Here is a 24,596-nt window from a genome sequence, read left to right on the forward strand (position 1 = left end):
CGTTCTGCGTGTTTCGGATGGTTTTTCGTGACAAAGTTTACTATCTCGACGTTCGATTAGCCGGGTACCTGCTCATGCACGTCGAACAAACGACCCTGGACTACCTCGACCGCGCCGAAGCGCTCTACGAGGACGTCGTCGGAGTCGTCGCGGACGACGGGACCGAGTACACGTACGGCGAGTTCGCGGACCGCGTCCACCGGCTGTCGAACGCGCTGTTGGACCTCGGCGTCGAGCCCGGCGACCGGGTGGCGGTGCTCTCGCCGAACACGCATTACTTCCTCGAGACGGTGTACGCGACGAACCAGCTCGGGGTCACGAACGTCCCGATGAACTACCGGCTGACGTCGGAGGACTACGAGTACATCCTGACGGACTCGGACGCGGACGTGGTCATCGCGGACTACGACTTCGCCGACCGCGTCGAGGCGGTCCGCGACGACGTGCCCGCTGACCGGTTCGTCGGCTACGAGGCCGACGCCATCGACGGCGACTGGCTGGACTACGAGTCGCTGCTCGCCGACGCGAGCAGCGAACCGCCCGAGCGGCCCGACATCGCGGAGGACGACGACGCGACCGTGAACTACACGTCCGGCACCACGGGCGACCCGAAAGGCGTCGTTCGCACCCACCGCACGGAGCACTGGCACGCGCTCGTGCTCAGCCACCACATGGAGATCGCCGAGGACGACACCTACCTCTGGACGCTCCCGATGTTCCACTGCAACGGCTGGGGGCACGTCTACGCCATCACCGGCGCCGGCGGGACGCACGTCTGCCAGCGGACGTTCGACGCGGCCGGGACGCTCGAACGCATCCGCGAACACGACGTCTCCTACATGTGCGGGGCGCCGACGGTCCTGAACCGCCTCATCGACTACGAGGAGAACAACGACGTGGCCGCGACGACCGGCGACCGCGACCTCCGCATCACGACCGCGGGGAGCGCGCCGCCGAAGGCGACCATCCGCACTATCGAGGAGGAGTTCGGGTGGCGGCTCATCCAGCTGTACGGCCTGACGGAGACGTCGCCGCTCATCACCACGTCGAACAGCCCGCGGCGACTCGCCGCCGGCGACGACGCGGTCGTGAAGACCAAGCAGGGCCACGCCGCCCTCAACACCGAGATTCGGGTCGTCGACGAGGACGGCGAGGACGTCCCGCGGGACAACGAGACCATCGGCGAGGTCGTCGTGCGCGGCAACCAGGTGATGGACCGGTACCTCAACAAGCCGGAAGCGACCGAGGCGGCGTTCAACGACCGCGTTGAGGGGTACTTCCACACGGGCGATCTCGCGACCATGGACGGAAACGGCATGATCTCGATTCAGGACCGGAAGAAGGACATCATCATCTCCGGCGGCGAGAACATCTCCTCGATCGAGGTCGAAGACACGCTCTACGACCACCCCGGCATCTCGAAGGCCGCCGTCGTCCCCGCGCCCTCCGACGAGTGGGGGGAGACGCCACGAGCGGTCGTCGTCCCGAAGCCCGACGCCGACCTCACGGAAGCCGAGGTCGTCGAGTACGCCCGCGAGAACATGGCGAGCTACAAGGCGCCGACGGGCGTCGACTTCGTCGACAGCCTCCCCGAGACCGCGACCGGCAAAGTCCAGAAGTACGAACTCCGCGAGCAGTACTGGGAAGACGAGGACCGTATGGTCGGCGAGGGGTGACCCCAGACGACGTGCTGGACGGGGTTGATCCACTCACCCCCCGGGAATACTGAGACAGAGAAGCCGAGCCACTCCTGCAGCATTTCGCTGTACAGGAGGACGGGGATCGACAGGAGTGTCGAGACGAAGAAACGACGGCGGAACATCTGCTCGTGGCCTTCGCGCATCCCGCTATGCCCCTCGCCGTGTCCCTCGTGAGAACCGTGGCTGTGGCCTCGACCCTCGTGTCCGGCGTGCTCGTGCTGCTCGTGGAGTGCCGTCTCCCTCTCCGCAGCGGGGTGAGTGTCTTCCTCCAGTGGCTCCTGTTCTACCCGTCGGTCGTCAGATTCGGCGTCCGCTTTATCGTGGTCGCCGTGTTCGTTCTGGGGACTGTTGGTGTCCTGCTGGTGGCCCCCTCCCGAAGAGGTCTCAGCGGTATCTTCGTGGTCGTCCATGGATCATGTTCTCTTTCCGAGTTTGCTGGACTGCTCCCTGAATGTTCGGCCCGCACAACGACGCCAGCGGGAGCAAACGCCGGTGAGAACGGTGGAATCGTTCACTCGACGTCCGTCGCCTGATAGAAGATCAGCACGCCGATTACGAGGAGGGCGGCGGCATATACGACGGCCCCGCCGAAGTCCCAGGCGTTGACGCTTGACGTGAACGCCGCGTCGAAGAGCGCGTTCGTCGCGTAGTGGCTCGGTAGTAGTGTCGTCCACTCGGGCGCGTCGGTCGCGAGCGGATTCTGGAACAGGAGGACGTCAACCATCGGTGAGAACAGCATCACGTACACCCCGCCCAGTCGACCCAGCACGATGCCGACGACGACGCCGAGGATACCGTACGTGAGCCCGACTAGGAGCGTCGCGGCGACGAACGGAACGATCGATTCGGGCGTAAACGCGAACACGGCGACGAGGACCGACGCCGTCGTGACCACGACGATGCCGAGTCCGAGTGTGCCGACCCGTGAGACGACGAGGTCGGCCGCGGTGTAGCCGGCCAGCCGGAGCCTGTCGTCGGCCGCTTGCGACGTCTGGACGAGGAACAGTCCGACGATACCCGAGAGGATGGCGACAGTGACGGGCGTCATGAACGCCGCCGCGAAGTCCGTCATGGGGACAGCGACCCTCGTTCCGTCAATCGTCGCGGGGACGTCGACATCCGGGACGAGCAGGACGAACGCGCCGATGATGTACGCCGGCAGGAACACGAGCAGCCCCAGGAGGACCGGCGTCCGGCGGAACTCGCGAACGCCCATCCGCACGGCGGTCGTGACGCGGCGGTTCATCAGGCGTCACCCCCTGACTCGAGCTGGTACGTGTACGCGGCCACGCTCAGGAGGGCAAACAGCGAGAGGTGGCCGAGAGCCGGGGTGAGGTGGTCGGTCGCTAGCGAGCCCTCGACGACGGCCTGCGTCACGATGGCGTGGGGGTGCGCGAGCGGTGCGAACTGCGTGACGCTGTCCTCGATGCCGAACAGGCCGCTCGCGAACACGTTGTCCACGTCGGCCAGGATGACGAGCAACAGCGAGCCCTCGAGTTCCCTCGGGAGCACGCTGCCGACGACGATGCCGAGCAGGCCGTATATGGCACCCGCGATTGCGAGTCCACCGAACGCGGCGAGCGGTGCTCTAATCGGGGCGTCAACGAGGACAATCAGAGAGACCGTGGCGACCACACTGACGACGGCGCTCGCGACGGCGACGGTCGCGAACCGTGCGGTGACGAGTTCGACGCCGCGAAAGCCACAGATGGCGAGTCTGCGGTCGGCGTGCCGGGCGCTAATCATCTGGAAGAGCCCGAGGACGCCCGCGAGCGCGCCGGTGGCGAACACGGCGCCGGTGATCCGTCCGACTGCCGCGACCGACCCGCTCACCGCGAAGATTCCCACGTCGGGGAACTGGCCCATGCCGACGCCGTAAATCTGGATCGACAGCGCCGGCAGGACGACCAGCAACACGACGGTGAACGGCTCCCGGACGAACGAACGCGTGCTCGCTTGGATCCCCTCGAGGGTCCGGTGAACGGCGCTCATTCGCTTTCCTCCTGGCCCGCGGTCGCTCGCTGGCCGCTTCCCGCCCCAGTCTCGTCGACAAATGAGGCGGTCCGCTCGCAGGCGACGTCGTCTGTCGGCTCCGAGCTGAGGCTATCGTCGTCGCCGATCTCCTGTCTGTGGAGGTGGCCTTCGTGGAGCTCGTAGACGACGTCGAACCGGTCGCGCTCGTTGATGATGTGAGAGATGATGGCGACGCCGACGCCGCGGGCCCGAAGCTCTTCAGTTAAGTCCCAGAAGGCCAGGAACGTCTCCCAGTCGAACCCGGTGTACGGTTCGTCGAGCAGAAGGAGGTCGGGCTCGTGCATCAACGCGACCGAGAGGTTGACTTTCTGTCGGTTCCCGCCGCTGAGGTGGCGGATCTGCCTGTCACGGAAGCGCTCGAAGTCCAGCACGTCGGTCAGCCACGCTCTGGCGTCGACGATCTCGTCGTCGCTCATCCCGTAGGCAGTTCCGAACAACTCGAAGGTCTCGTCGACGGTCAGCCGGTCGTACAGCCGCGGCTCCTGCGGACACCAGCCGACAGCACCCGTCCGTTCAACCTCGCCAGCGTCGTGGTCGAGGACACCGGCGAGGATGCCCATGAGCGTCGACTTCCCGCTCCCGTTCTCGCCCATAATCCCGACGACCTGTCCGCGCTCGACGCGGAGGGTTGCGCCGTCGAGCACCTCGACGGACCGAGTGAACGGGAGGACTGAGTCGTAGGTCTTCTCGACGCCGTTGGCGCTAACGACGGTCTCGCCAGCACGGTTCGCGGTGCCTTCGGCGTGGTCGACCTCGGAAGTTCCGTTCATCTCGTTCGTATGTACGTACACCTGTTCTAATGCGGTTTCTCTTAGAAAACCCCAGTATTTCCTCCGGTGAACATTAGATTCAAAACTAGTGTCCGTTTTGGCGTTTCGCCACCCGGAGCGTGTCATCGTCGGAAATTCTGTGCGACAGGGACCGACAACTCACCAGTCGTGTCACCGTCCCGTGAAGGTGGTGAGCTCGTGGCAATCTGCTCCAGCCGGCTACGGCGGCGTAAAACCTCGGTGAAGGATCGGGTTCACATTCCAAACTTCTCACCGGGACAACAACGGGAGTCGAAAGACCGACGCGCGAAAGAGTTCGCGATAGAAGCCACAACCGCATTAGGGAGAGGTCTCGTATCGTAGACCAGACGGAGAATGGACAGAACAGATTACGCGATTCTCTCGGCCATCGCCGTAATCACAGTCATCGTCGGCGTCGTCACGACGAACCAACCGCTCGGGACGTTCTTCGCGGAGAGCACGCGGCAGGCCGCGACAACGACCGCCGCGATGGCGTGGATCACCTGGTGGGCGCTCGTTATCGGGTTCGCCATCGCCGGCGGCGTCGAGGCGTGGGTCTCGACCCAGCAGATCTCGGAGCTGCTCGAAGGCCACGGTCCGCAGTCGCTGGGCCTCGCTACGTTCTTCGGGTTCGTGTCCTCGTCGTGTTCGTACTCGGCGATCGCGACGGCGAAGAACCTCTACAAGAAGGGGGCTTCCGCGGCGGCGGCGCTAGCAGCGTTCCAGTTCGCCTCGACGAATCTCGTCATCGAGATCGGGATCGTCATCTGGCTGCTGCTCGGCTGGGAGTTCCTGCTCGCCGACGTCATCGGTGGCCTGCTCCTCATCGGCCTGATGTCGGTCGGCTTCGTCTACGTCGTTCCCGACAAGATTCTCGACGAAGCACGCGAGAACGTCACCGACGACGAGGGAATCACCGTACAGGACCCCGTCTGTGGGATGGACGTCGATCCCGAGGAGACGGACTACTCCATCGAACACGATGGCCAGACGTACTACTTCTGTTCGCAGTCCTGCAAGGACTCCTTCGACCCGGAAGCGGCGAACACCTCTATCCCGGAGAAGGCGACCTCGTGGTCGGGGTGGAAGTCGCTCGCGGACAAACAGTGGAAAGAATGGGCGATGTTGTGGGATGAAATCGCGATCGGGTTCATTTTCGCCGGCCTTATTGCCGGGTTCATCCCCGAATCAGTCTGGACGAGCGTCTTCTCCGGAGCCACGTTCGGCTTGCCGGTGTACGTCCTCTGGACGGCTGCGCTGGGGGCGATTATTGGTGTCGTCACCTTCGTCTGTTCGGTCGGGAATGTCCCGTTCGGGACCGTCCTCTGGACGCGGGGGCTGCCATTCGGATCGGTGCTCTCGTACATCTTCGCTGACCTCATCGTCCCACCGATAATGAAGGCCTACGACGAGTACTACGGAACGACGTTCGCGGCGGTGCTGTCTCTGATGATCTTCGTCGCTGCAGTCATCGTCGGGTTCGTGATTCACTTCCTCTTCCTGAGCCTCGGCCTCATCCCCTCGCGGGCTGCCGCCGAGGTTGCCGAGGTATCCATCGAACTCAACTACAAGCTCGTGTTGAACGTCCTCGCGACGGTGTTCTTCCTGTTCCTCTACTGGCTCCACAAACAGGACTCGGTGGGTGGCGGGGAACCCAGTAGTGAAGACAACACGACGATGATGAACTGACCGTTGGCCAGCTGTCGATAGCGGGTAGGCTCAGGTATCGTTGTGGCGCTCTCTGTACGTCTTCGCTGCGAAAAAGACGTATAGTGCGCCGATAGCTCGAACGGCCGATTTGAATCGCTCGTTCCATTCGATCGACTCCGGACGCTCGTACAGGAAGCGGTGGCAAATCGCCGATACAGATCGGGAAACAGGAAGACGATCGCGCCGAACAGGCCGGTAAGATTCATCAGCCACGCGTATGCTCGCCCGTTAAGAGGGGAAATCGAAGCTATCAGAACGCCCCCCGACCGGACTGCTGGACGTACCCACCCTCTCACCGTTCCCTCGCTCGGATTCGCGATCGCGAGATTCTCGAAGAGCTCGACGATTTCGTCCGGGAACAGCGCTGAGAGAGCGCCAAGGACACCCACGAGTGGTCGAATCATGATGCGGTACGACTGAGACGGATGTAATTCCCGCTGTGATCCCACACTCCCGAGAACGATGGGCGTCCGAACAGTACCGGCTTCGAACCGAAGCCGATACACAGAGACCGTTTTTCGAATGAACGTCTCGGATCCTCAGGGGTTCGGGGCATACAGAGCGTAGAGGATCGATAGCATCCCGGCTGCGGTGACGAGTGCTGCGACGAATCCCGCTTCGAAGATAGACGACGAGGAGTTCGACCGCCGTCACGCCCGACTCACACCAGATGACGGACGGTAGCGGCTGTTCTTTGGCTACTCGTTGACTTCGGTCTTCACGACGGTCGCTGGGCGAGTCGTCAGGCGGAGGACGCGGTCGGTGACACTTCCGAGCAGCGCACGATATTCGTCCGGCCGCCGTTTGGTGCCGAGCACGAGTAGGTCTGCGTCGTGGTCGTCAGCATACTCGACGATAGTTTCAGCAGGGCGGCCGTGGTGCATCGCCGTCTCGACGTCTACGTTGGCCTCTGATGCTCGGCGGCGGAGCTCTGAAAGCGTCTCTTCGCCGTGTTCTTCGAGACCGTGTTCGGGGCCTTCGGCTTCATCTACGTATTCGTCGCCACTGTATGCAGTCACGACGTCCTCGTCGACGACGTAGAGAACGTGGAGGACGGCGTCGTGTGCGGCCGCGAGGTCGAGTGCGTGCGCTTCAGCGCGTTCAGATGCGACCGTGCCGTCTGTCGAAAGCAGGATCTGGTCGTACATTCACTCGGATTTCAAAGGCGCATACAATAAAATCGGCTTCCGATTCTCGATACTTTGGAGGGGGTCACCACGTGTGAAATGCGCTGGGAATCGGCGGAGCCGAAATGAGAACCACGGAAAATACTCTGTACAGCGGGGAACCTTCGATGAAACAGACGTTAGTGGTCGTGGCCCTCCATCACCATCGGATGCCCGGTGGCGTATTCGTCCGGGTCCTCCTCGATATCGACCGTGGAACGACACGGGGCGACAATCAGCAGCAGTTGGTTGTGAAACAGTGATTCTACGGCCGTGTTGAATAGTAAAGGGAGAAGGTTTTGCGTGGCGGGCGAATAGTTGAGTTATCACCGTCCAAGTGTGCGGCAGTGCGTGCCGCGCACGGAACTACGTACTCTACTATGCCCTCAGACACTCGGAGCATCCTCGATTCGTCGGCGATCGCTGCTGTCGGCGATACGGCTTGGCTGACCGCGTACACCGACGCGCTCCACGAACAGTTCGAGACGACTGTTCACCACGTGTCCACAGCATCCGACGCCCACGACCTACTGCGAGAATCGGCCATCGATTGCGTCGTCACCGACTACGCGCTTCCAGACACGACGGGGGTTGATCTCGTGCGTAGTATTCGGGAGACGACCGTCACGCTCCCCGTCGTGTTGGGGACCGCCGACGGGACCGAGGCAATCGCCAGTACAGCCATCGAAGCCGACGTGACGGACTACATCGCCGTGACGGACCCATTAGACGAGACTGTCGCCGACGCGCTCGGGCGCACCGAGCAGGCGTTGCGGGACGCCCAGCGTGCGAGGACACAGCGCGAGCGGGCCCGGCAGTTCGACGCGACGTTCCACGACGCGCGGTCGGCAACGTGGGTGCTCGACCCTGATGGCGCCCTAGAGCGCGTCAACCAGACCGCCCGCGACATGGTCGACGTCGACGCCGACGTCGTCGTCGGCGACCCGTTCTGGACGCTGCCGTGGTGGCCAGACGACGACCAGCCGCGGAGTGACGTCCGCCGGCTGGTCGAGACCGCGAAACGTGGCGAGTTCGGGCACGCAGTCGTCACTCGGGAGGCTGTCGCCGGGGAGCGAGTGCTGGAACTGTCCGTCCAGCCGGTCACTGACGAACGCGGCGACCTCGATTCGATCATCGTCGATAGCGTCGATATCACAGACCGCGTCGACCTCGAGCGCGAACTCCGGCAGTCAGAGGAACTCCACCGCGTCACGCTCAACAACATGACCGACACCGTCCTCATGACCGACGAGGACGGCGAGTACACGTACGTCTGCCCGAACGTCCACTTCATCTTCGGATACACCGCCGAGGAGATCAGGGAACTGGGGACCATCGAGGCCTTGCTCGGCGACGACCTGTTCGACCGCGAGGACCTCGCCGACGACGGCGTGCTGAAGAACATCGAGACGACCGCGACGGACAAGGCTGGCCGGGAACACACGCTGCTGGTGAACGTGCGCGAAGTCTCGATTCAGGACGGCACGCTGCTGTACAGCTGTCGTGACATCACGAAGCGAAAGCAGCGCGAGCAAGCGCTGGCGGCCCTGCAGGAGACCGCTCGGGACTTCCTGTACGCCGAAACGCACCAGGAGATCGCCCAGCACGTCGTCGACGACGCACCGGCCGTTCTGGACCTCGACGCGAGTGCCGTCTACCTCTTCGACGCGGAGGACAACCACCTCCAGCCGGCCGCGTACTCGCAGTCGATGCGAGACGCACACGGCCCGCTGCCGGACGTGCACGCCGACGGGCGCGACCTCACCAGCCACAGCTTCGTCGAGAACGAGCCGCAGTTCTTCGAGGACGTCCACGACGCCGACCGGCTCACGAACCCGGCGACCGACCTCCGGAGTGTCGCGTACATCCCGCTCGGGAACCACGGCGTGTTCGTCGCTGGGTCGACCGAGGTCGGGGTCTTCGACGACGTGACGCGGGAGCTAGCGGACCTGTTGGCGGCGACGGCGGAGGCAGCGCTGGACCGCGTCGACCGGGAGTCCCAGCTCCGAGAGCAGGACCGCGAGCTACAGCGGCAGAACGACCAGCTCACGACGCTCAACCAGATCAACGAGACGATTCGGGAGATCGACCAGGCGCTGGTGCAGTCCGAGACCCGCGAGGAGATCGACCACACCGTCTGTGAGCGACTGACTGCTGACGGGCGGTTCGAGTTCGCCTGGATCGGGACGGTGGACAGCACGACTGAGGTGGTGACGCCGCAGGCGTGGGCGGGGGCCGACCACGGGTATCTCGACGCGCAGTCGTTCCCGGTTGCGGCTGACGGCGTCGAGCCGGCGGGACAGTCGGCGGCGACCGGCGAGGTGACGCTGGTGTCGAACGTCGCGGCCGACCTCCGCGCGGCGGCGTGGCGCAAGGCCGCGATTTCGCGCGACCTGCTGTCCGTGTTGAGTGTGCCGCTCGTGTACAACGACCTCTCGTACGGCGTGCTGACGGTGTACGCGGCGTCTCCGGACGCGTTCGACGACACGGTTCAGACGGTGCTCGCGGAGCTCGGCGAGACGATCGCCGCGGCGATCAGCGCCAGTGAGCGCAAGCGCGCGCTGCTCACGACGTCGATGACGCGCCTCGAGTACTCGGTCGCGGATTCGTCGTTCGTGCTGGCGCAACTGGCGCAGGCCGCGGACTGTACGCTCACGTACGAGGGCGGGGTCCAGCAGACTGCGAGCGGGAACTACGTGTTCGTCACGGTCGCGGACGCGTCGGTCGACGCGGTCGTCGACGTGGCCGCTGGGCTACGAATGATCGAAGATGTCCAGCGGATTCGCGGTGGTGAGACCGGTGGCGTGGTGCGGCTGCGGTTGGCGGCGCCGTTCCTCGCGACGGAGCTGGCAGACCACGGTGCCGTCTTGCAGAGTGCGACGGCGTCGCAGGCGGGGACGGACCTCGTGATCGACGTGCCGGGCGGCGTCGAGGCCAGAACCGTCACGCAGTTCGTCACCCGGCGGTTCGACGACGTCACGCTCACGGCCAAGCAGACGCGCGAGCAGGCGTCCGAGCACGGGTTCTACGCGTCGGTGCTGGATAGTTTGACTGACCGGCAACTGGAGGTCCTGGAGACGGCGTACTACAGTGGGTTCTTCGAGTCGCCGCGGACGGTGACCGGGGAGGCGGTCGCAGAGTCGTTGGACATCTCCCCGCAGGCGTTCTACCAGCACATCCGAACCGTCCAGCGGAAGCTGTTCGCGGCGCTGATCGACGACCACGCCCCGGTCGTCACGCACCAAACGGACTGACACGCGCCTTGCCGAGACCGCCAGTTCGGCGGCTTGTTGAATAGTAAACGCTGCGGGCTCGGGCGGTGTTCAGTTCTCAACGACCGAGTATTCCCTGATACGGCCGCTGTCTCGTAGTAGAGCGCCGACAGCAGGCTGTCGGGCTGCTCAGATATCCATGAGGGACGTCAACCAGAATTCGGCCGAAGAATCGCCGTACGAGTGCTTCGAATGCGGGAACGTCGTGTTTGCCGAGGACAACCCGGGGCAGTGTCCGGACTGCGCTGGCGACATGCGAAATCGACGCACACCGCTCGAATAACCATGGCATCGACGTCGACACCGCACGACGACGAGCCGCCTGCAGAACCGAATGAACCGGAGTCCGCGCTACAGACGGCGCGGCGACAGCTCCAGCACGCTGCCGACCACCTCGACATCGACCCGAACGTCGTCGAGCGCCTCAAACACCCGAAGAAGGTCCAAGAAGTCACCGTGCCCATCGAGCGCGAGAACGGCGACGTCGAGGTCTACACCGGGTATCGAGCGCAGCACGACAGCGTCCGCGGCCCGTTCAAGGGCGGGCTTCGGTACCACCCCGACGTCACCCGCGAGGAGTGTGTCGGCCTCGGGATGTGGATGACGTGGAAGTGCGCGGTGATGGACATCCCGTTCGGCGGGGCGAAAGGCGGCATCGCCGTCAACCCCAAAGACCTCAGTGAGGGGGAGAAAGAACAGCTGACGCGCCGGTTTACCGACGAAATACGGTCGGTCATCGGGCCGACGAAGGACATCCCGGCCCCGGACATGGGGACGGACCCGCAGACGATGGCGTGGCTGATGGACGCCTACTCGATGCAGGAAGGCGAAACCATCCCCGGCGTCGTCACCGGAAAACCACCGATTGTCGGTGGCAGCAAAGGCCGGGACGCGGCTCCCGGCCGCAGCGTCGCCATCATCGCCCGCGAAGCAATCGACTACTACGACAAGGACATTCGAGAAACCTCGGTTGCCGTTCAGGGCTTCGGGAGCGTCGGCGCGAACGCGGCGAAGCTCCTCGACAGCTGGGGTGCCAACGTCGTCGCTGTCAGCGACGTCAACGGCGGGATTTACGACGCGAACGGGTTGGACACGCACTCGATTCCGTCCCACCACGAGGAGCCCGAGGCCGTGATGACCCACGAGGCGCCACAGACAGTGACCAACGACGACCTGCTGGAGCTCGACGTGGATGTCCTGATTCCCGCCGCGATTGGAAACGTCCTGACGGCGGGCAACGCCGACGACGTGACAGCGGACATCATCATCGAGGGCGCGAACGGGCCGACGACGAGTGCCGCGAGCGAGATTTTCGCCGAACGAGACGTGCCCGTGATTCCGGACATTCTGGCGAACGCGGGCGGCGTGACGGTCAGCTACTTCGAGTGGCTCCAGGACATCAACCGACGCGCGTGGTCGCTCGAACGCGTCCACGACGAACTCGAGGACGAGATGCTGGCAGCCTGGCAGGACGTCCGCGACGAGTACGAAACACGCGAGGTCACGTGGCGCGACGCGGCCTACATCGTCGCGCTATCCCGCATCGCCGAAGCCCACGAGACCCGCGGCCTCTGGCCGTGAAACCTGGCCCGCGGGATTCTGAACCTCGCGGCGTTTCGGTTACTTTCTCGCGGATTCCAGTCGCTGGGCTGTCGGGAGGTGCCAGTCGTAGGTCACCGCCACGAGCCGGCTCCCGACAGTCACGGCCGCACAGGCGACCGCAGCGGTCCCCGCAGTTGTTCCGATCGTCGTGGCGGCCCAGTACGCTACCCCTCCGAGGACGGCACAGCTAGCGTAGAAATCCTCGAAGAGGATAAACGGCGCGCGGTCGAGGAGGATGTCGGCGAACGCGCCGCCCCCGACGGCGTTGATTGTCGCGATTGCGACGACGCCGAATGCGGTGACCCCCGCGTCACTTGCGACAATCGCGCCGGTGGTTGCGAAGGCAGCGAGGCCGATTGCGTCGGCGACGAGCGTGACCGGGTGCGTGTCCGGTGACTCCAAGCCGACACTCAGGGCGATGGCCAAGCCAACGCCGAGCAGTCCGAGACTGATTTCGATTGGTGACTGGAGCGCCAGTGGGACGCGAGTCACGAGGAGGTCGCGGGTCGCGCCACCGGCGAATGCCATCGCCAGCCCGACGATGACGACGCCGAGAACGTCGAACTCCTCCCGGATTGCCTTCGATGAACCGACGAGAGCGAACGCTACCAGCCCGATCGTATTCATCACCGCGAAAGGGTCGCCGAAGAGCGTTCGCAGGACGTCGTCGATCACTGTGGTCACCTAGCGTAGCGAGTTCCAGTGTCCTGTCTCTAACGGTTGACGCTATCCGGCTTCTCGGACCCATAGAAGGGGAGGTGCAGATTGCGATACCATAGATATAGTTAAATTCGTGAGTGTTAGACGGAAATCATATCATCATAAGAGGTAAAGACCGTTGAAATATAGGTTTAGCTACTTCAGGGTAAACGCGTAGTCGGACCGACCTCCAGTTAACAGGAGTCGATACGGGACTCTGGCTACGTCGGAGTCGAGGCAGTCGGGATCCGGATTTTGAGAGTCGCGTTCGCTGGATCGACCTGTAGTTCCCCGTCGGATTTCGCCACCGTCCATTCGAGACACCACAGCGCTAGCCCCTCCGCGTGATTGAGTGGTGTCTCGTCGCCGGCGTTGACAGCTTGGACGTCTAATTCTGGAAGCCCATCGGCATCATCGTCGATTCGGAGAACGACGTTTTCTTCGGGGGACTCAGAGTCGTGGACGGAGATCGTGACGTCGACGTGAACGTCGCCATCGTTGTGTGTCGCAATCTGGTGGACAACGTCGGCAACTGCAGTTGGGAACGTCTGTGTCGCTCGAATTGCCGCGTCGTCTGTCCCAGCGTGGAATTCGACATCGGCGCACGTCGTGTCGACATCGACCTCCGCGACCTTCGACGCGATCTCGTCTACGGGTACTGGTTGGGGTTCAGTGTTCTCTTCGGCGAGCAGTTGCTTGATGCGTTGCGTCCGGTCGGAAATCGTACTGAGTTCCCATGCGGCTTCCTGAACGCACTCCAAATCGGCCTGTACAGCCTCGTCATCGACGCGTGAGGCGGCCAGTTCCGCGCGACCAGTAATGATGTTCACCTCGTTGCGAACGTTGTGCCGGAGGATGCGATTCAGTACGTTCACCATCTCGGACCGTTCTTCGAGCGTCGCATTCGAGGCCTCAAGCTCTGCCTGTGCTCTGCGGAGCTCCTTGATGCGCTGCTGGAGGGCATCCCGTGTCGATGCTATCGTCCGATTGAGGTCGCCGAATTCGTCCGGCCGGTCGGTATCGAACGCCACGTCGTACTGCCCATCTTCGATCTGCTTTGCCCGATCGGTTAGCCGAGAAAGTGCCCCGGTCACATCCCGGCCGAGAACGCCGACGACACCCACGAGCGCAACCAGGGTGAACGCTGCGATTCCACCGATCCACCGAAGCGCTTGCTGGGTAATGACGTACGCTTCACTGGCTGGCGCGTGCTCAACGACGATCCAGTCGGTGTTCGAAACAGGTGCATACGCCGCAACGTACTCACCGTCGATACCATCGCGATTCTCGTAAGCTGGTGACTCCGTGAACCCGGAGGTTCCACGGAGACCGCGGCTGACCGCCTGTACGCGACGGTTTCCCTCGCGGTATTGCGTGAGCGTCGCCGTTGCATCATCACTGAACACGACCGTCCCGTTGGAGTTGACCACTCGCGTAAAGCCGCCGTCGACGGGATGTTCGAACCGGTCAAAGATTGTCGCGGTATCGACTTCGACGACGAGGAGCTTCTCCGGCGCCCGACGAATTGGGCTAATGAATCCGATGACGGTCTCGTTTTGCGCGGCGTACGGGTCAGTCATCTGGACGTCGTCGAAATCCTGGAACGCAAACTGTTCCGTCCAGTCGAGTTCTTCGACAGCCTGCCCCTCAAGCTCTGCAGCCGAACTAACCGCGACAGTTTGATTCCGCCGGTCGATTACGTACGCTCGAACGAGCCCCGTTTCCAGTCTCCCGTCCTGCTGTGCCTGTAGATACGCGCGGATCTCCGCGTGGTCGCCTTCCTCGAAGACGGGATGTTCGGAGAGAAGCTGAGCGACGAGGCGGTTCTTGCCGCCCCATTCGCGTAATTCGTCCGCTTCAGTCTCGGCCGCCGCTGTCATCGACTGTTCGACGTTCTCCTCGAGCAATCCGCCAACCTGTACGTACAGGCCTGCTGTGCCGAGACTGATGACGAGAAAGACGACGAGGAGCGCTGCGGTAAGTTTCCGCCGGAACGACGACCGTACACCGTCGATAATCGTTCCGAGGACCGGGATAGAAGACGGGGATCTACGCATCGTCGAGACCCTCGTTCTCTATAAACTGTGTTGCGACCGCGAACGGATGAACTCCATCGAGGAGGACGCGGCTGTTGAGCGCTCGCATCGTTGGCTTATCGAGTGCTGATGCAACGGGCGCGAGCATCTGGAAAATCTCCGGGTGGTCGTCGATAAGTGGTGCGTACGCCGTCGGCGCTGGCTGATAGGGGAGGAAGTAGTCGCGGTCGTCTTCGAGGACGGTGACCGTTGCGCGTCCGAGCTGCGGGTCCGTCGCAAACCCACTCGCAACCTTGACGCGGCCCTGTTCGAGTAGTTCGTACGTCAGCCCGATGGACGTGACGATGAATGGCTCGCCGCTCACAGTTTCGATTCCATAATAGGCAGCGAGTCCACGCCACCCGTCCTCTCGGTGATAGAACTCCTCGTTGACCGCAACACCGGGCGTATTCCCCCCGTTGCGGATGAAGGCTGCCAAGTCGCTGATGGTCGATATTCCGGTCTGTTCCGCCCAGCTCGCGTCAGCGACGATGACGTACTCGTTCGAGAGCGGTGCCGGGTCAGCTAACTGGAGTTGCTGGGAGTTAGCGTCCGCTTGCACGCGCTCGAACAACAACCCGGGGTCGGTAATTCGTTCCTCGTGTCGAGGCGGGAGTTGGAGCCACGCTGTACCGGTGTACTCCCAGTACAGGTGTTGGTCGCCGGTTGCTGTGGCGTTCCAGTTCGACAGCGAGTTGCCGGCGCCAATCCCATCTACGGCCCGAACCCGCTCGACTTCTCGTAGTCGTTCGTAGGCGAGGTACCCAAGGATTCGCTGCTCAGCGAACGGCTTCGACCCGATTCGAACAGTCACCGGTTCTGCTTCAGGTCGTGCCCTTTCAACACACCCTCCAAGTACACTCACCGCAGCCACGCTGCCAGCTTGTCCAACACGTCGCAAGTACTGGCGGCGCGTGGACGGCATATCACCGTATATGTAACAGCGAATGACATATAACCACGGGCCGGCTCGACCAGCAATTGCTAGCTAAACAGACGCCGAGTACGTCTCCTTGGTCAAGCCGTCGTAATCTCGAAGCGCGCACCACCCCGAGCTCCGTTCGAGGCAGTGACTGTCCAGTCGTGCCGACTGGCGACTTCCTCAACGATACTGAGGCCAAACCCTGTCCCGTTGTCAGCTGTCGTGTACCCGGCGTCAAACACCTGCTCGCCCGCTGAATCGGGAAGTCCAACCCCATCGTCAGCGACGTAGAACCCGTCCGTAGTGTCTCCAATTGTGACTGTCACAGTTGGCCCGCCGTGCTCGACCGCGTTCCGGAGGAGATTGGTGAGCAGTTGCTGGAGCTGATCGCGGTCCGCTTCGACAGTCCGCTCGGTATCAATATTCAACGTCGCGTCTGTCCCCGACAGTGTTTCCCAGCACGTCTTCGCAAGGTCCGATAACTTGACCGTTTCAATCGTCATCGCTTCCTCCCCGGTTTGGGCGAGCGTCAGCAAATCCGCAATCATCGAATCCATGCGTTCCAGCGCGTGATCGATGTCGTCGATGTGGTCGCTGTCGCAGTCGTCTCGAAGTAGTTCGAGGCGGCCCTTCGCCACTTGCAGCGGGTTCCGCAGGTCGTGGCTCACGACGCTCGTGAACCGGTCTAATCGCTCGTTCTGTTGGACGAGTTCGCGTTCGCGGCGCTTCTGGTCGGTGATGTCGCGGTCCATCGCCACGAACCGGTCTTCGCCGTCCAAGTTGAGGCGGATGAGGTGGATCTCGATGGGGAACGTCGACCCGTCTTTGCGTTCGAATTCGCCCTCGAAGCGGTGTGGGGTGTTCGGCGGGAGTGTCTCCCAGAACGACGACGCGCGGTCGCGGTCTACCGTCGGGTCGATGTCCCAGACGTACTGGCCGACGAGTTCCGATTCAGTGTAACCGAGCTCGTCACACAGCCGCTGGTTGACGTCCCGAATCTTGCCGTCGATGTCGTGGACCGCAAACATGTCCGGGGAGTGTTCGAACAGCGCCTCGAGCCGCGCGCTGTGGGACTGTAACTGCTGCTCGTTCTGTTTCCGTTCCGTGACGTCATCCTGGAAGCCGACGAAGAGTTCGAGGTCGCCGTCGTCGTCGAACACGGGGGCGACGCGGACGCGGTTCCAGAACATCGTGCCGTCCTTCCGGTAGTTCCGCAGCTCGACGGTTACCGGTTCCCGGTTATCGACCGCCGTCCGGAGTTCCTCGAGAGGTTCAGCTGCGGTCTCCTCGCCCTGGAGGAATCGGCAGTTCCGGCCCACGACCTCTTGTTGCTCGTAGCCAGTGAGGGCCGTGAACTTGTCGTTCGCGTAGATGATCGGATTGTCGTCCTGATACGGGTCGGTCAGGACGATACCGACGGGCGCTTCGTCCATCCCCTTCGCTTTCGCCGACAGGTGGTCCGTGCTCGCGTCGGTCGGTGCTTGTGGGCTGAGCGTGCAAATGAGTGAGTCGTCTGCAGTGTAGGAGAGCGTGTGTTCGACGTCGAGTTCCTCGCCGTTCTTCCGGACGAACGTCGTGGTGCCGTGCCAGCCGCCGTCGCGTGCTTCCGGGAGCAGGGTGTCGTAGACGTACTGGACGTCGTCGTCGTGGTAGAGGACCTCCCAGTGGAGGCCGGTGAACTCCTCGCGGGTGTACCCGAGCATCTCCGCGCAGGCGGCGTTCGCGTACTCGATGTAGCCGTCCTCGTTGAGAATACTGATTCCGTCCTTCGCAGTCTCGATGGCCTCGAGACCACGGTTCATGTAGCGTTCCGCCCGGTAGCCCTCGACCGCGTTCTGGATGCGGTTTGCGAGGACGCTGTACTGCTCGGTCCCACCGGATTTCTGCAGGTAATCAGTGACACCGGCCGTGATGGCCTCGCTGGCGATCTCCTCGCTGCCTTTCCCCGTGAAGAGGACAAACGGAAGGTCAGGATAGGTCTCTCGTACTCGTTCGAGGACCGCCAAGCCGTCCAACTCCGGCATGTCGTAGTCACTGACGATACAGTCGACGGAGGACTCCTCGGAGTCGAGAACCGCGAGCGCGTCACGAGGACTGGTTTCTGTGCGGACGGTAATCGCGTCATGTTCGCGTTCGAGGAACGTCGCGACGAGGTCGGCGAAATTCGCGTCGTCGTCGATGTGGAGGACCTCTATTTCCTGTGAGGCTAAGAGCGGTAGTGAGTCCGGGGGGACGCCAGCGTCACCGGTCATAGTCTCCGTTCGGACCCAACCGGTAATAGTCTTATCAGTTGTCACGTCGCCAGCGCTGGAAGAATAGCGCTCGCGTTCCGCCGGGGAAAGCCGGTCTTTCCGGTCGCACGAACGCTCTAACAAAGCGTCCGGCCCGCCTTCACACTCTATCACCCGTTACTTATCGGTCAGTGCGGCAGATTTATTCTTCGAGTTTGTCTGTTACCGTCTCGAAGAGCCGGTCTGTCCGCTCTGGGAAGACGAGGGCAGCGAGGGTTCCAACGACGACACCAACAACAATACCCTGTGTGATATCTTGGAGAACTGTCGTTCCGAGCGCAGCTCCGAAGGTCACCCCAACCAGTATTGCGAAGACGACCCGTTCTCCGTCAGGGTCGTCGGAATCCTCAGACATCTGTATCGGACATGTCTCCGAGAGGTAAAAGAGACTGGGGCAGCGTTGCGTGAGCTGAAATGACTGTTCGAGTCGTGTACTGAACTACCCAGCAGTTTCACCCAATTTCCCGGATAAAACCCGTATAGCGAACTCCTGCTAGGTTTCGCGATACGCTGTTGGGTTCGTCCTTGAAACCTTCGAATCGGTGCCGGAGCGTTGGTTACACTCGCCGAGTGAGGTGGTCGCGGATGGCGAGTTGGCTGTCGGCGCACAGCGTCTCCACGTGGACGCCCGCCGAGAGGACGGGGAAGGCGACAGGGAGGTCGTAGTAGAGGTACCGGACGAGTGTTCGGTGGCTCATCCCCTCTTGGCCGTCGATCTTCGGGGACTTGTCGAGGAACCGTTGTCGGTCGGCGAGCAGGCGGCTGCAGCGCTCGCGGTGGGTGGCAAGTGTCTCGTGGCGTGCTCGGAGCTCGTCGAAGTCGAGGTCGGTGAGTGGGGTCTCGTCGGTGTCGATTAGCCACTCGAGAATCTGGTCGAGGGTGTCGGCTGCATCTCGTAGGTGGTCGAGTTCGGCGTCGAGGCCGGTCTGCATCGCGCGGGCTTCGAGGCGTTGGGATTGCGTGGCGGCGACGATGGCGTCGCGGAGGCTCTCGGTGAACGAGGCGTCGGTCGTCGGGGCGACGGCGACGGCGATCGAGTCGGAGAGCTCGGAGCGAATCGTTTCGAGGAGTGGTTCGTCGTCGTCGAGGTCTGCGACGCTGTACGGCCGGATGGTGTCTCGGAACGCGGCGCGGACGCTGGCACAGCCGGTGTCGGCGTTGGCTGTCGTTTTGGCGGTTTGGGCGCCGCCGGTGGCCAGTGCTGGCGCGCTCTGGCTGGCGTGGGTAGCGTCTATCGAGAGGTTCTGGACGCGTGCGGTGAACTGGTCGTAGGCCTCGAGTTTCGCGGTGACGGCCTCGCGCTCCGAGCGCGCGAGGTCGCGGGCGTCGTCGAGGTGGCGGTCGGTTGGCATGGTCTGTGAGTGGGTTTGTCGTGGGGTCGGCTGGGCCTGTATCGGTTGGACGTGCGAGTCGCTCGGGTTCCGCGAGCGGTCGTGGTGGACCGCTCCCGGCAATCGTTCTTTAGGTTAACCTAAAACATGATAAGCGTTCCGACGCGAGACCCCGACCGAAACCAGGGACGGACACCCACCGCCCGTCGAACCCACCAACCCGAAAGGAGCCCACGGAGCAGGCAAAACGAGTGACCTTTTTCACGGTGTACAGCGGTAGGCCACACAGAGGACCACATGGACGAGGGAACCGACGTCCCGCCGACTGACCGACTGACGGAGTACGTCGAAACGGGCGCCCACGACGCCGCGGTAACTGCCCTCGAACAGTATACGGCCGCGGACTCCGACGCGCGCCACGAGGCGCTGCAAGCCCTCCACGACCTCGCAACGACACAACCCACCGTGTTCACGTCCGTACTCCCGGAGCTCGCCCCGTTCCTCGACGACCCGAAGCGGTCGGTCCGGTTGACCACCGCGAAGGTGTTCGTCGCCGTTGCCGACGCAGAACCGGCCGCCGTCGGCCGGGTGTCCGAGCCGTTGCTCGGACGACTCGCGGACGACGAGGAGTTCTACTACGTGCGCGCTCGCGCTGCTGAGGCACTCGGCTACGTCGCTCGCGACGAGCCACGGGCCGTCGATTTGCGGGCGTTCCTCGCGGAACTCCGCGTCGGGCTCTCCTTCGACGAGCCCGAGGTCGTGGCGAAGTTGGCGAAAGCCCTCGAATGCGTCGCGCTCGGCCGCCCGCAACGACTCACCCACCACACCGGAGAGCTGGCTACACACCTCGATGACGACGCTGAACTCGTTCGATATCACTTGCTGACGGCGATTGCCGTCGTCGGCTGTGAGCGGCCGTCGGCGCTTGCGGATTGTCAGGCGGCGCTCGGGGCGTGTCTCGAGGACGAGAGTCCGTACGTTCGCGGTCGTGCCGCGGAGGCACTCGGGTTGGTCGCGCGGGCCGACGAGTTGGAGTGTGAGGTTCCGGAGGCACGGCTCGCGTCGCTGGCTGACGAGGAGTCGTCGTTCGCCGCTGAACGGGCGCGGTACGCGCTCGACGCTCGTGATGAGGGCAGTGCCGAGGCAGTCGTCGGGGTTGGCTCTATTCGAGGTATCCGGGAAGAGACGGAGGAAGTCGTTGCGGACATCACGCGGCCGGGTGAGGCTATGTGTCGGGAATGTGGGCGTGCGTTGCCCAACCATGGGCCACCGGTGTGTCCAGAGTGTGGGCGGCCGTCGTGACCGTGGTCTCGTTCCCGCCGACGAACACGGAGACCTGTACCCGGAAATTCCGGCCCGGGAACAACTGTTCGACCGCCAGCGACCGCTGTCGGCTAGGTTTTGGCGCCTCGACTGTAGCTCCTGCAACGAGACGCCGGGATACCAGCACCCCTATGACTGCTGGTTATTCTGCAGTTGCCGTTAGCAGAAACGTCTCCGGTCGCACCGCTTCGAATTCGATTGTGAATCCGTGCTGACGGAGCGCACTCGCCGCCTCAGTGGCGGAATACCGCTCGTCGACGGGTGGGCCGTGATCCCCACTTCCGGAAGCCGCCCAGTCGACGGTGACGAGCGTGCCCTGTGCCGTGAGCACGCGACTGAGTTCGCTCAACGCCTGCTCGCTCGCGAACTCGTGGTAGGTCATCGTCGAGAACGCAGCGTCGAGACTGCTGGTCTCGATTGGGAGGTCGTCGACGCCGCTGGTCACGAGGTCGACGTTCTCGGGGACGCCCTTCTCCCGGTAGTAGTCGTGCATCGCCTCTTGGATGTCGATAGCGTACACGTGGTCGACAGCTGGTGCGACGTCGTCGGTGTAGAAGCCGGTCCCGCTCCCGAAATCGGCGACCGTCTCGTCCCCATCTGGTGACAGCGCCCGGAGGAGTTCCTCCGCCGAGAGGAAGCGGTACCGGCGCTGTGCGTCCTCGAGTTTGTCGGCGCGGTCGGCGTCGAACGTGTGATATCCCATGTTAGAGGTTCGCGAACGCCTCGTCGACGAGTTCGCCGGTGTCAGCTACGATATCGGCCATCTCCTCGTTGTCCGGCGCCATGCCGACAAGGCGAGCGATGCGCATGATGGAGACGTGGTAGACGACCTGTTTGCCAGGCTCTTCTTCCCAGATGACGACGTTACAGGCCATGAGCGCGCCGAGTTTGTTGTCGGTTGCGTCCAGCGCGCGGTCGGCAACCTCTGGGTTGCACGCGCCGAGCACGTAGTAGGGGTCGCGGCCCGCGTCGACCTTCTCGTTGAGCATCTCGGAGGGCGAGAATTCGACGGGGACGCCGAACCCGGCGTCCGTGAACACGTCCCGGACGTGTTCGATCGCTTCCTCGTGGCTCATCTCGAGTGTCGCCTGTTCTTCGCCGATGTCTTTCGAATCGATCTGGCTCGGGTCGATTGGGAGCGTCATTCGTGTGTTATATTGGGCTGATAGCACAAAGTCCCTTCGGGTATTTTTCGTGAGCCTGGGATTTTGGAGCGGACAAAGCCTACTTCCTGATGCCAACCAGAGTAGAGTAGACACATTATATTGTGTAAATAGAGCAAGACTATTAAGGGGGCGGTGCGTACCGGCTAATAATGGCAACACAGGCAGCAGAGACAGATAGTGTGATTTCGCTTGATGACGACGACATCAAAACCGTCGTCGAAGACAGTAGCGTCGCGCTCGTGGAGTTCTACACGGAGTGGTGTGGCACCTGCAAGCGGATGAAGCCGGTTCTCGAAACACTCGCGGAAGACACGGACGCGTCCGTCCTGACAATCGACATCGAATCGAATCTCGAAACAGCAATCGAGTTCGGTGCCCAGAGCACGCCCACGTTCGTCCTGTTCGTCGACGGGCAACCGGTGAAACAGATTCGCGGCGGCCAGACCGAACAGACGCTCCGCGACCTGATTGCTCAGTACAACGACTAACTCACCGACAACGAGATGAACCCGAGAGAACTCCGCGCCGACACGCCCGCCCTGCACGAGGATGTCTACCTGAATTTCGGCGCTCACGGGCCGAGTCCACGGTACGTCGTCGAGGCTGCTGACGAGTTCGTCCGGGCACACGAATACGAAACGAGCACGCAAAACGACCCCTACGAGGCGGCGTTCGACGCCTACGACCGCGTTCGTGAGCGCGTCGCCACCTTCGTCGGTGCGGACACCGACGAGATCGCGCTCACGGAGAGCACGACCGCGGGCATCAACGCTGTCGCGACCGCCATCGACTGGGAACCCGGCGACACCGTCGTTCGAACCGACCTCGAACACCCTGCCGGGACGCTCCCGTGGCAACGCCTAGAACAGGAGGGCGTCGAGGTTCGCGTCGTCGAGACGGAGAACGGCCGCATCGACCTCGACGCCTTCGCCGATGCTGTCGCCGACGCGCGTCTGGCCTGTTTCAGCGCCGTGACTTGGACCCACGGCACCCAGTTGCCGGTCGCCGACCTGGTCGACATCGCTCACGAAGCCGGCGCGTTCGCGCTCGTCGACGCTGTCCAGGTGCCTGGACAACTCCCGATGGACGTCGGCGAGTGGGGTGCGGACGCCGTCGCGGCGGCCGGCCACAAGTGGCTGCTAGGGCTGTGGGGCGGCGGCTTCCTCTACGTCGACCGGACAGCTGCTGACTCCCTGCTGCCGACCACAGTTGGGTATCGAAGCGTCGAGACGCCGACTGCAGACCCCTACGAGTTCGCAGCCGGCGCCCGCCGGTTCGAGGTCGGCTCGGCGAACCCGGCTCCGCACGTCGCCCTGGCGGAGGCCATCGACGCGATCGACGAGGTCGGTGTCGACCGTATTGCGGACCGGATTCAGGAATTGGCTGGCCAGCTGGCCGATGGCGTCCCCGACGACCGGCTCCTCAGTCCTGCAGACCCCGAGTCGGGACTCGTGACAATCGACGTGGACGACCCCGAAGCGACCGTCGAGCGACTCGCGTCGGAGGGAATCGTCGTTCGTGCGGTGCCGACGCCGGACGCTGTCCGTGCGTCGGTCCACGCGGTCAACACTCACGCCGAGGTCGAGCGGCTGCTGGACGCACTCGAATCTGAGTGGACCTGACAACCGTAGAAGGGTTCACTTCGACTGTCGCATTTCGTCAGGCTGAATCAGTAAACCGCCCATCTGCCGGGGCAGCGTGAGCGTTTAGGTTCCTACCGAAGACCATTCTTTCCCCTCTGTTGGCACTAACTTTCTCGTGCGGCCTCGGTGGTCCTCGCGCCGAGAGGTTACAAACCTGGTGTATCTCCTAGCCCGGACTTTTCTACTTCATTCATAAAAATATATTCTTATCTACAAAAACCTTTTCGGGGAACACCGAAATCCGGGAATCGCCTGGTGGCTAATCATATTGTGCCCAGCAACGCCTAATCCATGGTCCCAGCGACACTTCTGTCCACCGTCGACCTGGGGTGGATGGCCTTGCTCTCTCCAGAAACCGCGAGCCGTATGCAGTTTGGATGGACGATCTCCGTGCACATCATTTTTCGCGTCTCTCTCGATTGGGCTCGCACCGTTTATCATCTACTTCACTTGGAAAGACGTCCGGACTAACGAGCAGCAGTATGCGCGGTTACGCTCGTTTTGGGTGAAGGTGTTCGCCGCTGGCTTCGTGATGGGAACGGTCACCGGTATCCCGATGAGTTTCCAGTTCGGGACGAACTTCCCGCAGTTCGCCACAATCGCCGGTGAACTGATCGGTGGGCCACTCGCGTTCGAGGCGAAGATGGCGTTCTTCTTGGAAGCCGTCTTTCTCGGCGTGTTGCTGTACGGCCGCGAGCGGATCGCGGACCGAACGTACGTCCTCTCCTCGGTCCTCGTCGGCGTCGGTGCTTGGCTGTCGGGGTTCTGGATCCTGGTCGTCAACGCGTGGATGCAGACGCCTCGGGCTCGACGAGATGGTCAGCCCGCAACGGGATGGAGATCGCCAAGCTCACTGACCCGGTCGCAGCGG

The 24,596-nt window shown here is 63.0% G+C and carries 21 protein-coding genes and 1 pseudogene; 10 read left to right on the top strand and 12 right to left on the bottom strand.

Annotated features, from left to right (window positions below):
• Positions 1–74: 74 nt before the first annotated feature.
• Both GJ634_RS02215 and GJ634_RS15275 read left to right on the top strand, forming a co-directional pair.
• Positions 75–1,676, top strand: coding sequence for a long-chain-fatty-acid--CoA ligase (locus GJ634_RS02215; protein ID WP_157500301.1), 1,602 nt, complete (start codon positions 75–77; stop codon positions 1,674–1,676).
• Positions 1,677–1,849: 173 nt separating this feature from the next.
• The gene (locus tag GJ634_RS15275; RefSeq protein ID WP_197425363.1) at positions 1,850–2,233 is read left to right on the top strand and encodes a hypothetical protein; all 384 of its coding nucleotides are present in this window, start codon (positions 1,850–1,852) and stop codon (positions 2,231–2,233) included.
• Here the strand turns inward: GJ634_RS15275 and GJ634_RS02220 are convergent.
• From GJ634_RS02220 to GJ634_RS02230, 3 genes are read right to left on the bottom strand one after another with little or no spacing between them, the layout of a single operon-like run.
• Positions 2,212–2,946 (bottom strand): hypothetical protein, encoded by a 735-nt coding sequence (locus GJ634_RS02220; protein ID WP_157500302.1) that lies wholly within the window; start codon positions 2,944–2,946, stop codon positions 2,212–2,214. The genes GJ634_RS15275 and GJ634_RS02220 overlap by 22 nt on opposite strands.
• A complete protein-coding gene (locus GJ634_RS02225) occupies positions 2,946–3,692 on the bottom strand; it encodes a hypothetical protein (protein ID WP_157500303.1) in 747 nt (248 codons plus the stop codon). The genes GJ634_RS02220 and GJ634_RS02225 overlap by 1 nt, the downstream gene beginning before the upstream one ends.
• The gene (locus tag GJ634_RS02230) at positions 3,689–4,504 is read right to left on the bottom strand and encodes an ABC transporter ATP-binding protein (RefSeq protein ID WP_157500304.1); all 816 of its coding nucleotides are present in this window, start codon (positions 4,502–4,504) and stop codon (positions 3,689–3,691) included. The genes GJ634_RS02225 and GJ634_RS02230 overlap by 4 nt, the downstream gene beginning before the upstream one ends.
• Positions 4,505–4,879: 375 nt before the next feature.
• On the opposite strand from GJ634_RS02230, the gene GJ634_RS02235 reads away from it, so the two are divergent.
• Entirely contained in the window at positions 4,880–6,214 is a 1,335-nt protein-coding gene (locus GJ634_RS02235; protein ID WP_157500305.1) for a permease, read from the top strand.
• Between the two features lie 719 nt (positions 6,215–6,933).
• Here GJ634_RS02235 and GJ634_RS02245 read toward each other — a convergent pair.
• Entirely contained in the window at positions 6,934–7,383 is a 450-nt protein-coding gene (locus GJ634_RS02245) for a universal stress protein (RefSeq protein WP_157500306.1), read from the bottom strand.
• A 398-nt stretch (positions 7,384–7,781) separates the two neighbouring features.
• On the opposite strand from GJ634_RS02245, the gene GJ634_RS02250 reads away from it, so the two are divergent.
• The 3 genes from GJ634_RS02250 (at position 7,782) to gdhB (ending at position 12,254) form a co-directional block, all read left to right on the top strand.
• Positions 7,782–10,655, top strand: a complete 2,874-nt coding sequence (locus GJ634_RS02250; protein ID WP_157500307.1) for a bacterio-opsin activator domain-containing protein — start codon at positions 7,782–7,784, stop codon at positions 10,653–10,655.
• Between the two features lie 157 nt (positions 10,656–10,812).
• Positions 10,813–10,956, top strand: a complete 144-nt coding sequence (locus tag GJ634_RS02255; protein ID WP_157500308.1) for a rubrerythrin-like domain-containing protein — start codon at positions 10,813–10,815, stop codon at positions 10,954–10,956.
• A gap of 2 nt (positions 10,957–10,958) precedes the next feature.
• A complete protein-coding gene (gene gdhB / locus GJ634_RS02260) occupies positions 10,959–12,254 on the top strand; it encodes a glutamate dehydrogenase GdhB (protein ID WP_157500309.1) in 1,296 nt (431 codons plus the stop codon).
• Positions 12,255–12,293: 39 nt separating this feature from the next.
• Here gdhB and GJ634_RS02265 read toward each other — a convergent pair whose 3' ends face one another.
• The 6 genes from GJ634_RS02265 to GJ634_RS02290 all read right to left on the bottom strand — a co-directional run bounded on the left by GJ634_RS02265 (position 12,294) and on the right by GJ634_RS02290 (position 19,614).
• Positions 12,294–12,902, bottom strand: a complete 609-nt coding sequence (locus tag GJ634_RS02265) for a trimeric intracellular cation channel family protein (RefSeq protein WP_157500321.1) — start codon at positions 12,900–12,902, stop codon at positions 12,294–12,296.
• A 293-nt stretch (positions 12,903–13,195) separates the two neighbouring features.
• The gene (locus GJ634_RS02270; protein WP_157500310.1) at positions 13,196–15,031 is read right to left on the bottom strand and encodes a HAMP domain-containing protein; all 1,836 of its coding nucleotides are present in this window, start codon (positions 15,029–15,031) and stop codon (positions 13,196–13,198) included.
• Positions 15,024–15,863 (bottom strand): glycine betaine ABC transporter substrate-binding protein, encoded by an 840-nt coding sequence (locus tag GJ634_RS02275; protein ID WP_197425364.1) that lies wholly within the window; start codon positions 15,861–15,863, stop codon positions 15,024–15,026. The genes GJ634_RS02270 and GJ634_RS02275 overlap by 8 nt, the downstream gene beginning before the upstream one ends.
• 203 nt (positions 15,864–16,066) lie before the next feature.
• Complete coding sequence (locus GJ634_RS02280) at positions 16,067–18,223, bottom strand: PAS domain S-box protein (protein WP_157500312.1); 2,157 nt, start codon at positions 18,221–18,223, stop codon at positions 16,067–16,069.
• A 181-nt stretch (positions 18,224–18,404) separates the two neighbouring features.
• Positions 18,405–18,617, bottom strand: a complete 213-nt coding sequence (locus tag GJ634_RS02285; RefSeq protein ID WP_157500313.1) for a hypothetical protein — start codon at positions 18,615–18,617, stop codon at positions 18,405–18,407.
• A 202-nt stretch (positions 18,618–18,819) separates the two neighbouring features.
• Positions 18,820–19,614: a hypothetical protein gene (locus GJ634_RS02290; RefSeq protein ID WP_157500314.1), complete on the bottom strand. Its 795-nt coding sequence runs from the start codon at positions 19,612–19,614 to the stop codon at positions 18,820–18,822.
• A 276-nt stretch (positions 19,615–19,890) separates the two neighbouring features.
• Between GJ634_RS02290 and GJ634_RS02295 the strand changes: the two genes are divergently transcribed.
• On the top strand, positions 19,891–20,895 hold the full coding sequence (locus GJ634_RS02295) for a HEAT repeat domain-containing protein (RefSeq protein ID WP_157500315.1): 1,005 nt from the start codon (positions 19,891–19,893) through the stop codon (positions 20,893–20,895).
• Positions 20,896–21,058: 163 nt separating this feature from the next.
• On the opposite strand, the gene GJ634_RS02300 is transcribed toward GJ634_RS02295, so the two are convergent.
• Both GJ634_RS02300 and GJ634_RS02305 read right to left on the bottom strand, forming a co-directional pair.
• Positions 21,059–21,619: a class I SAM-dependent methyltransferase gene (locus GJ634_RS02300; protein ID WP_157500316.1), complete on the bottom strand. Its 561-nt coding sequence runs from the start codon at positions 21,617–21,619 to the stop codon at positions 21,059–21,061.
• 1 nt (position 21,620) lies between these two features.
• Positions 21,621–22,061: a DUF302 domain-containing protein gene (locus GJ634_RS02305; protein ID WP_157500317.1), complete on the bottom strand. Its 441-nt coding sequence runs from the start codon at positions 22,059–22,061 to the stop codon at positions 21,621–21,623.
• A 170-nt stretch (positions 22,062–22,231) separates the two neighbouring features.
• Here GJ634_RS02305 and GJ634_RS02310 point away from each other — a divergent pair, with 170 nt between their 5' ends.
• From GJ634_RS02310 to GJ634_RS02320, 3 genes and pseudogenes are all read left to right on the top strand, one after another.
• On the top strand, positions 22,232–22,570 hold the full coding sequence (locus GJ634_RS02310) for a co-chaperone YbbN (RefSeq protein WP_157500318.1): 339 nt from the start codon (positions 22,232–22,234) through the stop codon (positions 22,568–22,570).
• Between the two features lie 15 nt (positions 22,571–22,585).
• Positions 22,586–23,704 (top strand): aminotransferase class V-fold PLP-dependent enzyme, encoded by a 1,119-nt coding sequence (locus GJ634_RS02315; protein WP_157500319.1) that lies wholly within the window; start codon positions 22,586–22,588, stop codon positions 23,702–23,704.
• A 312-nt stretch (positions 23,705–24,016) separates the two neighbouring features.
• Positions 24,017–24,596 (top strand): annotated as a pseudogene (locus GJ634_RS02320) (cytochrome ubiquinol oxidase subunit I); the annotation flags it as partial.

This window comes from Halobacterium sp. CBA1126 (genome assembly GCF_009741975.1).
GTDB lineage: Archaea > Halobacteriota > Halobacteria > Halobacteriales > Halobacteriaceae > Halobacterium.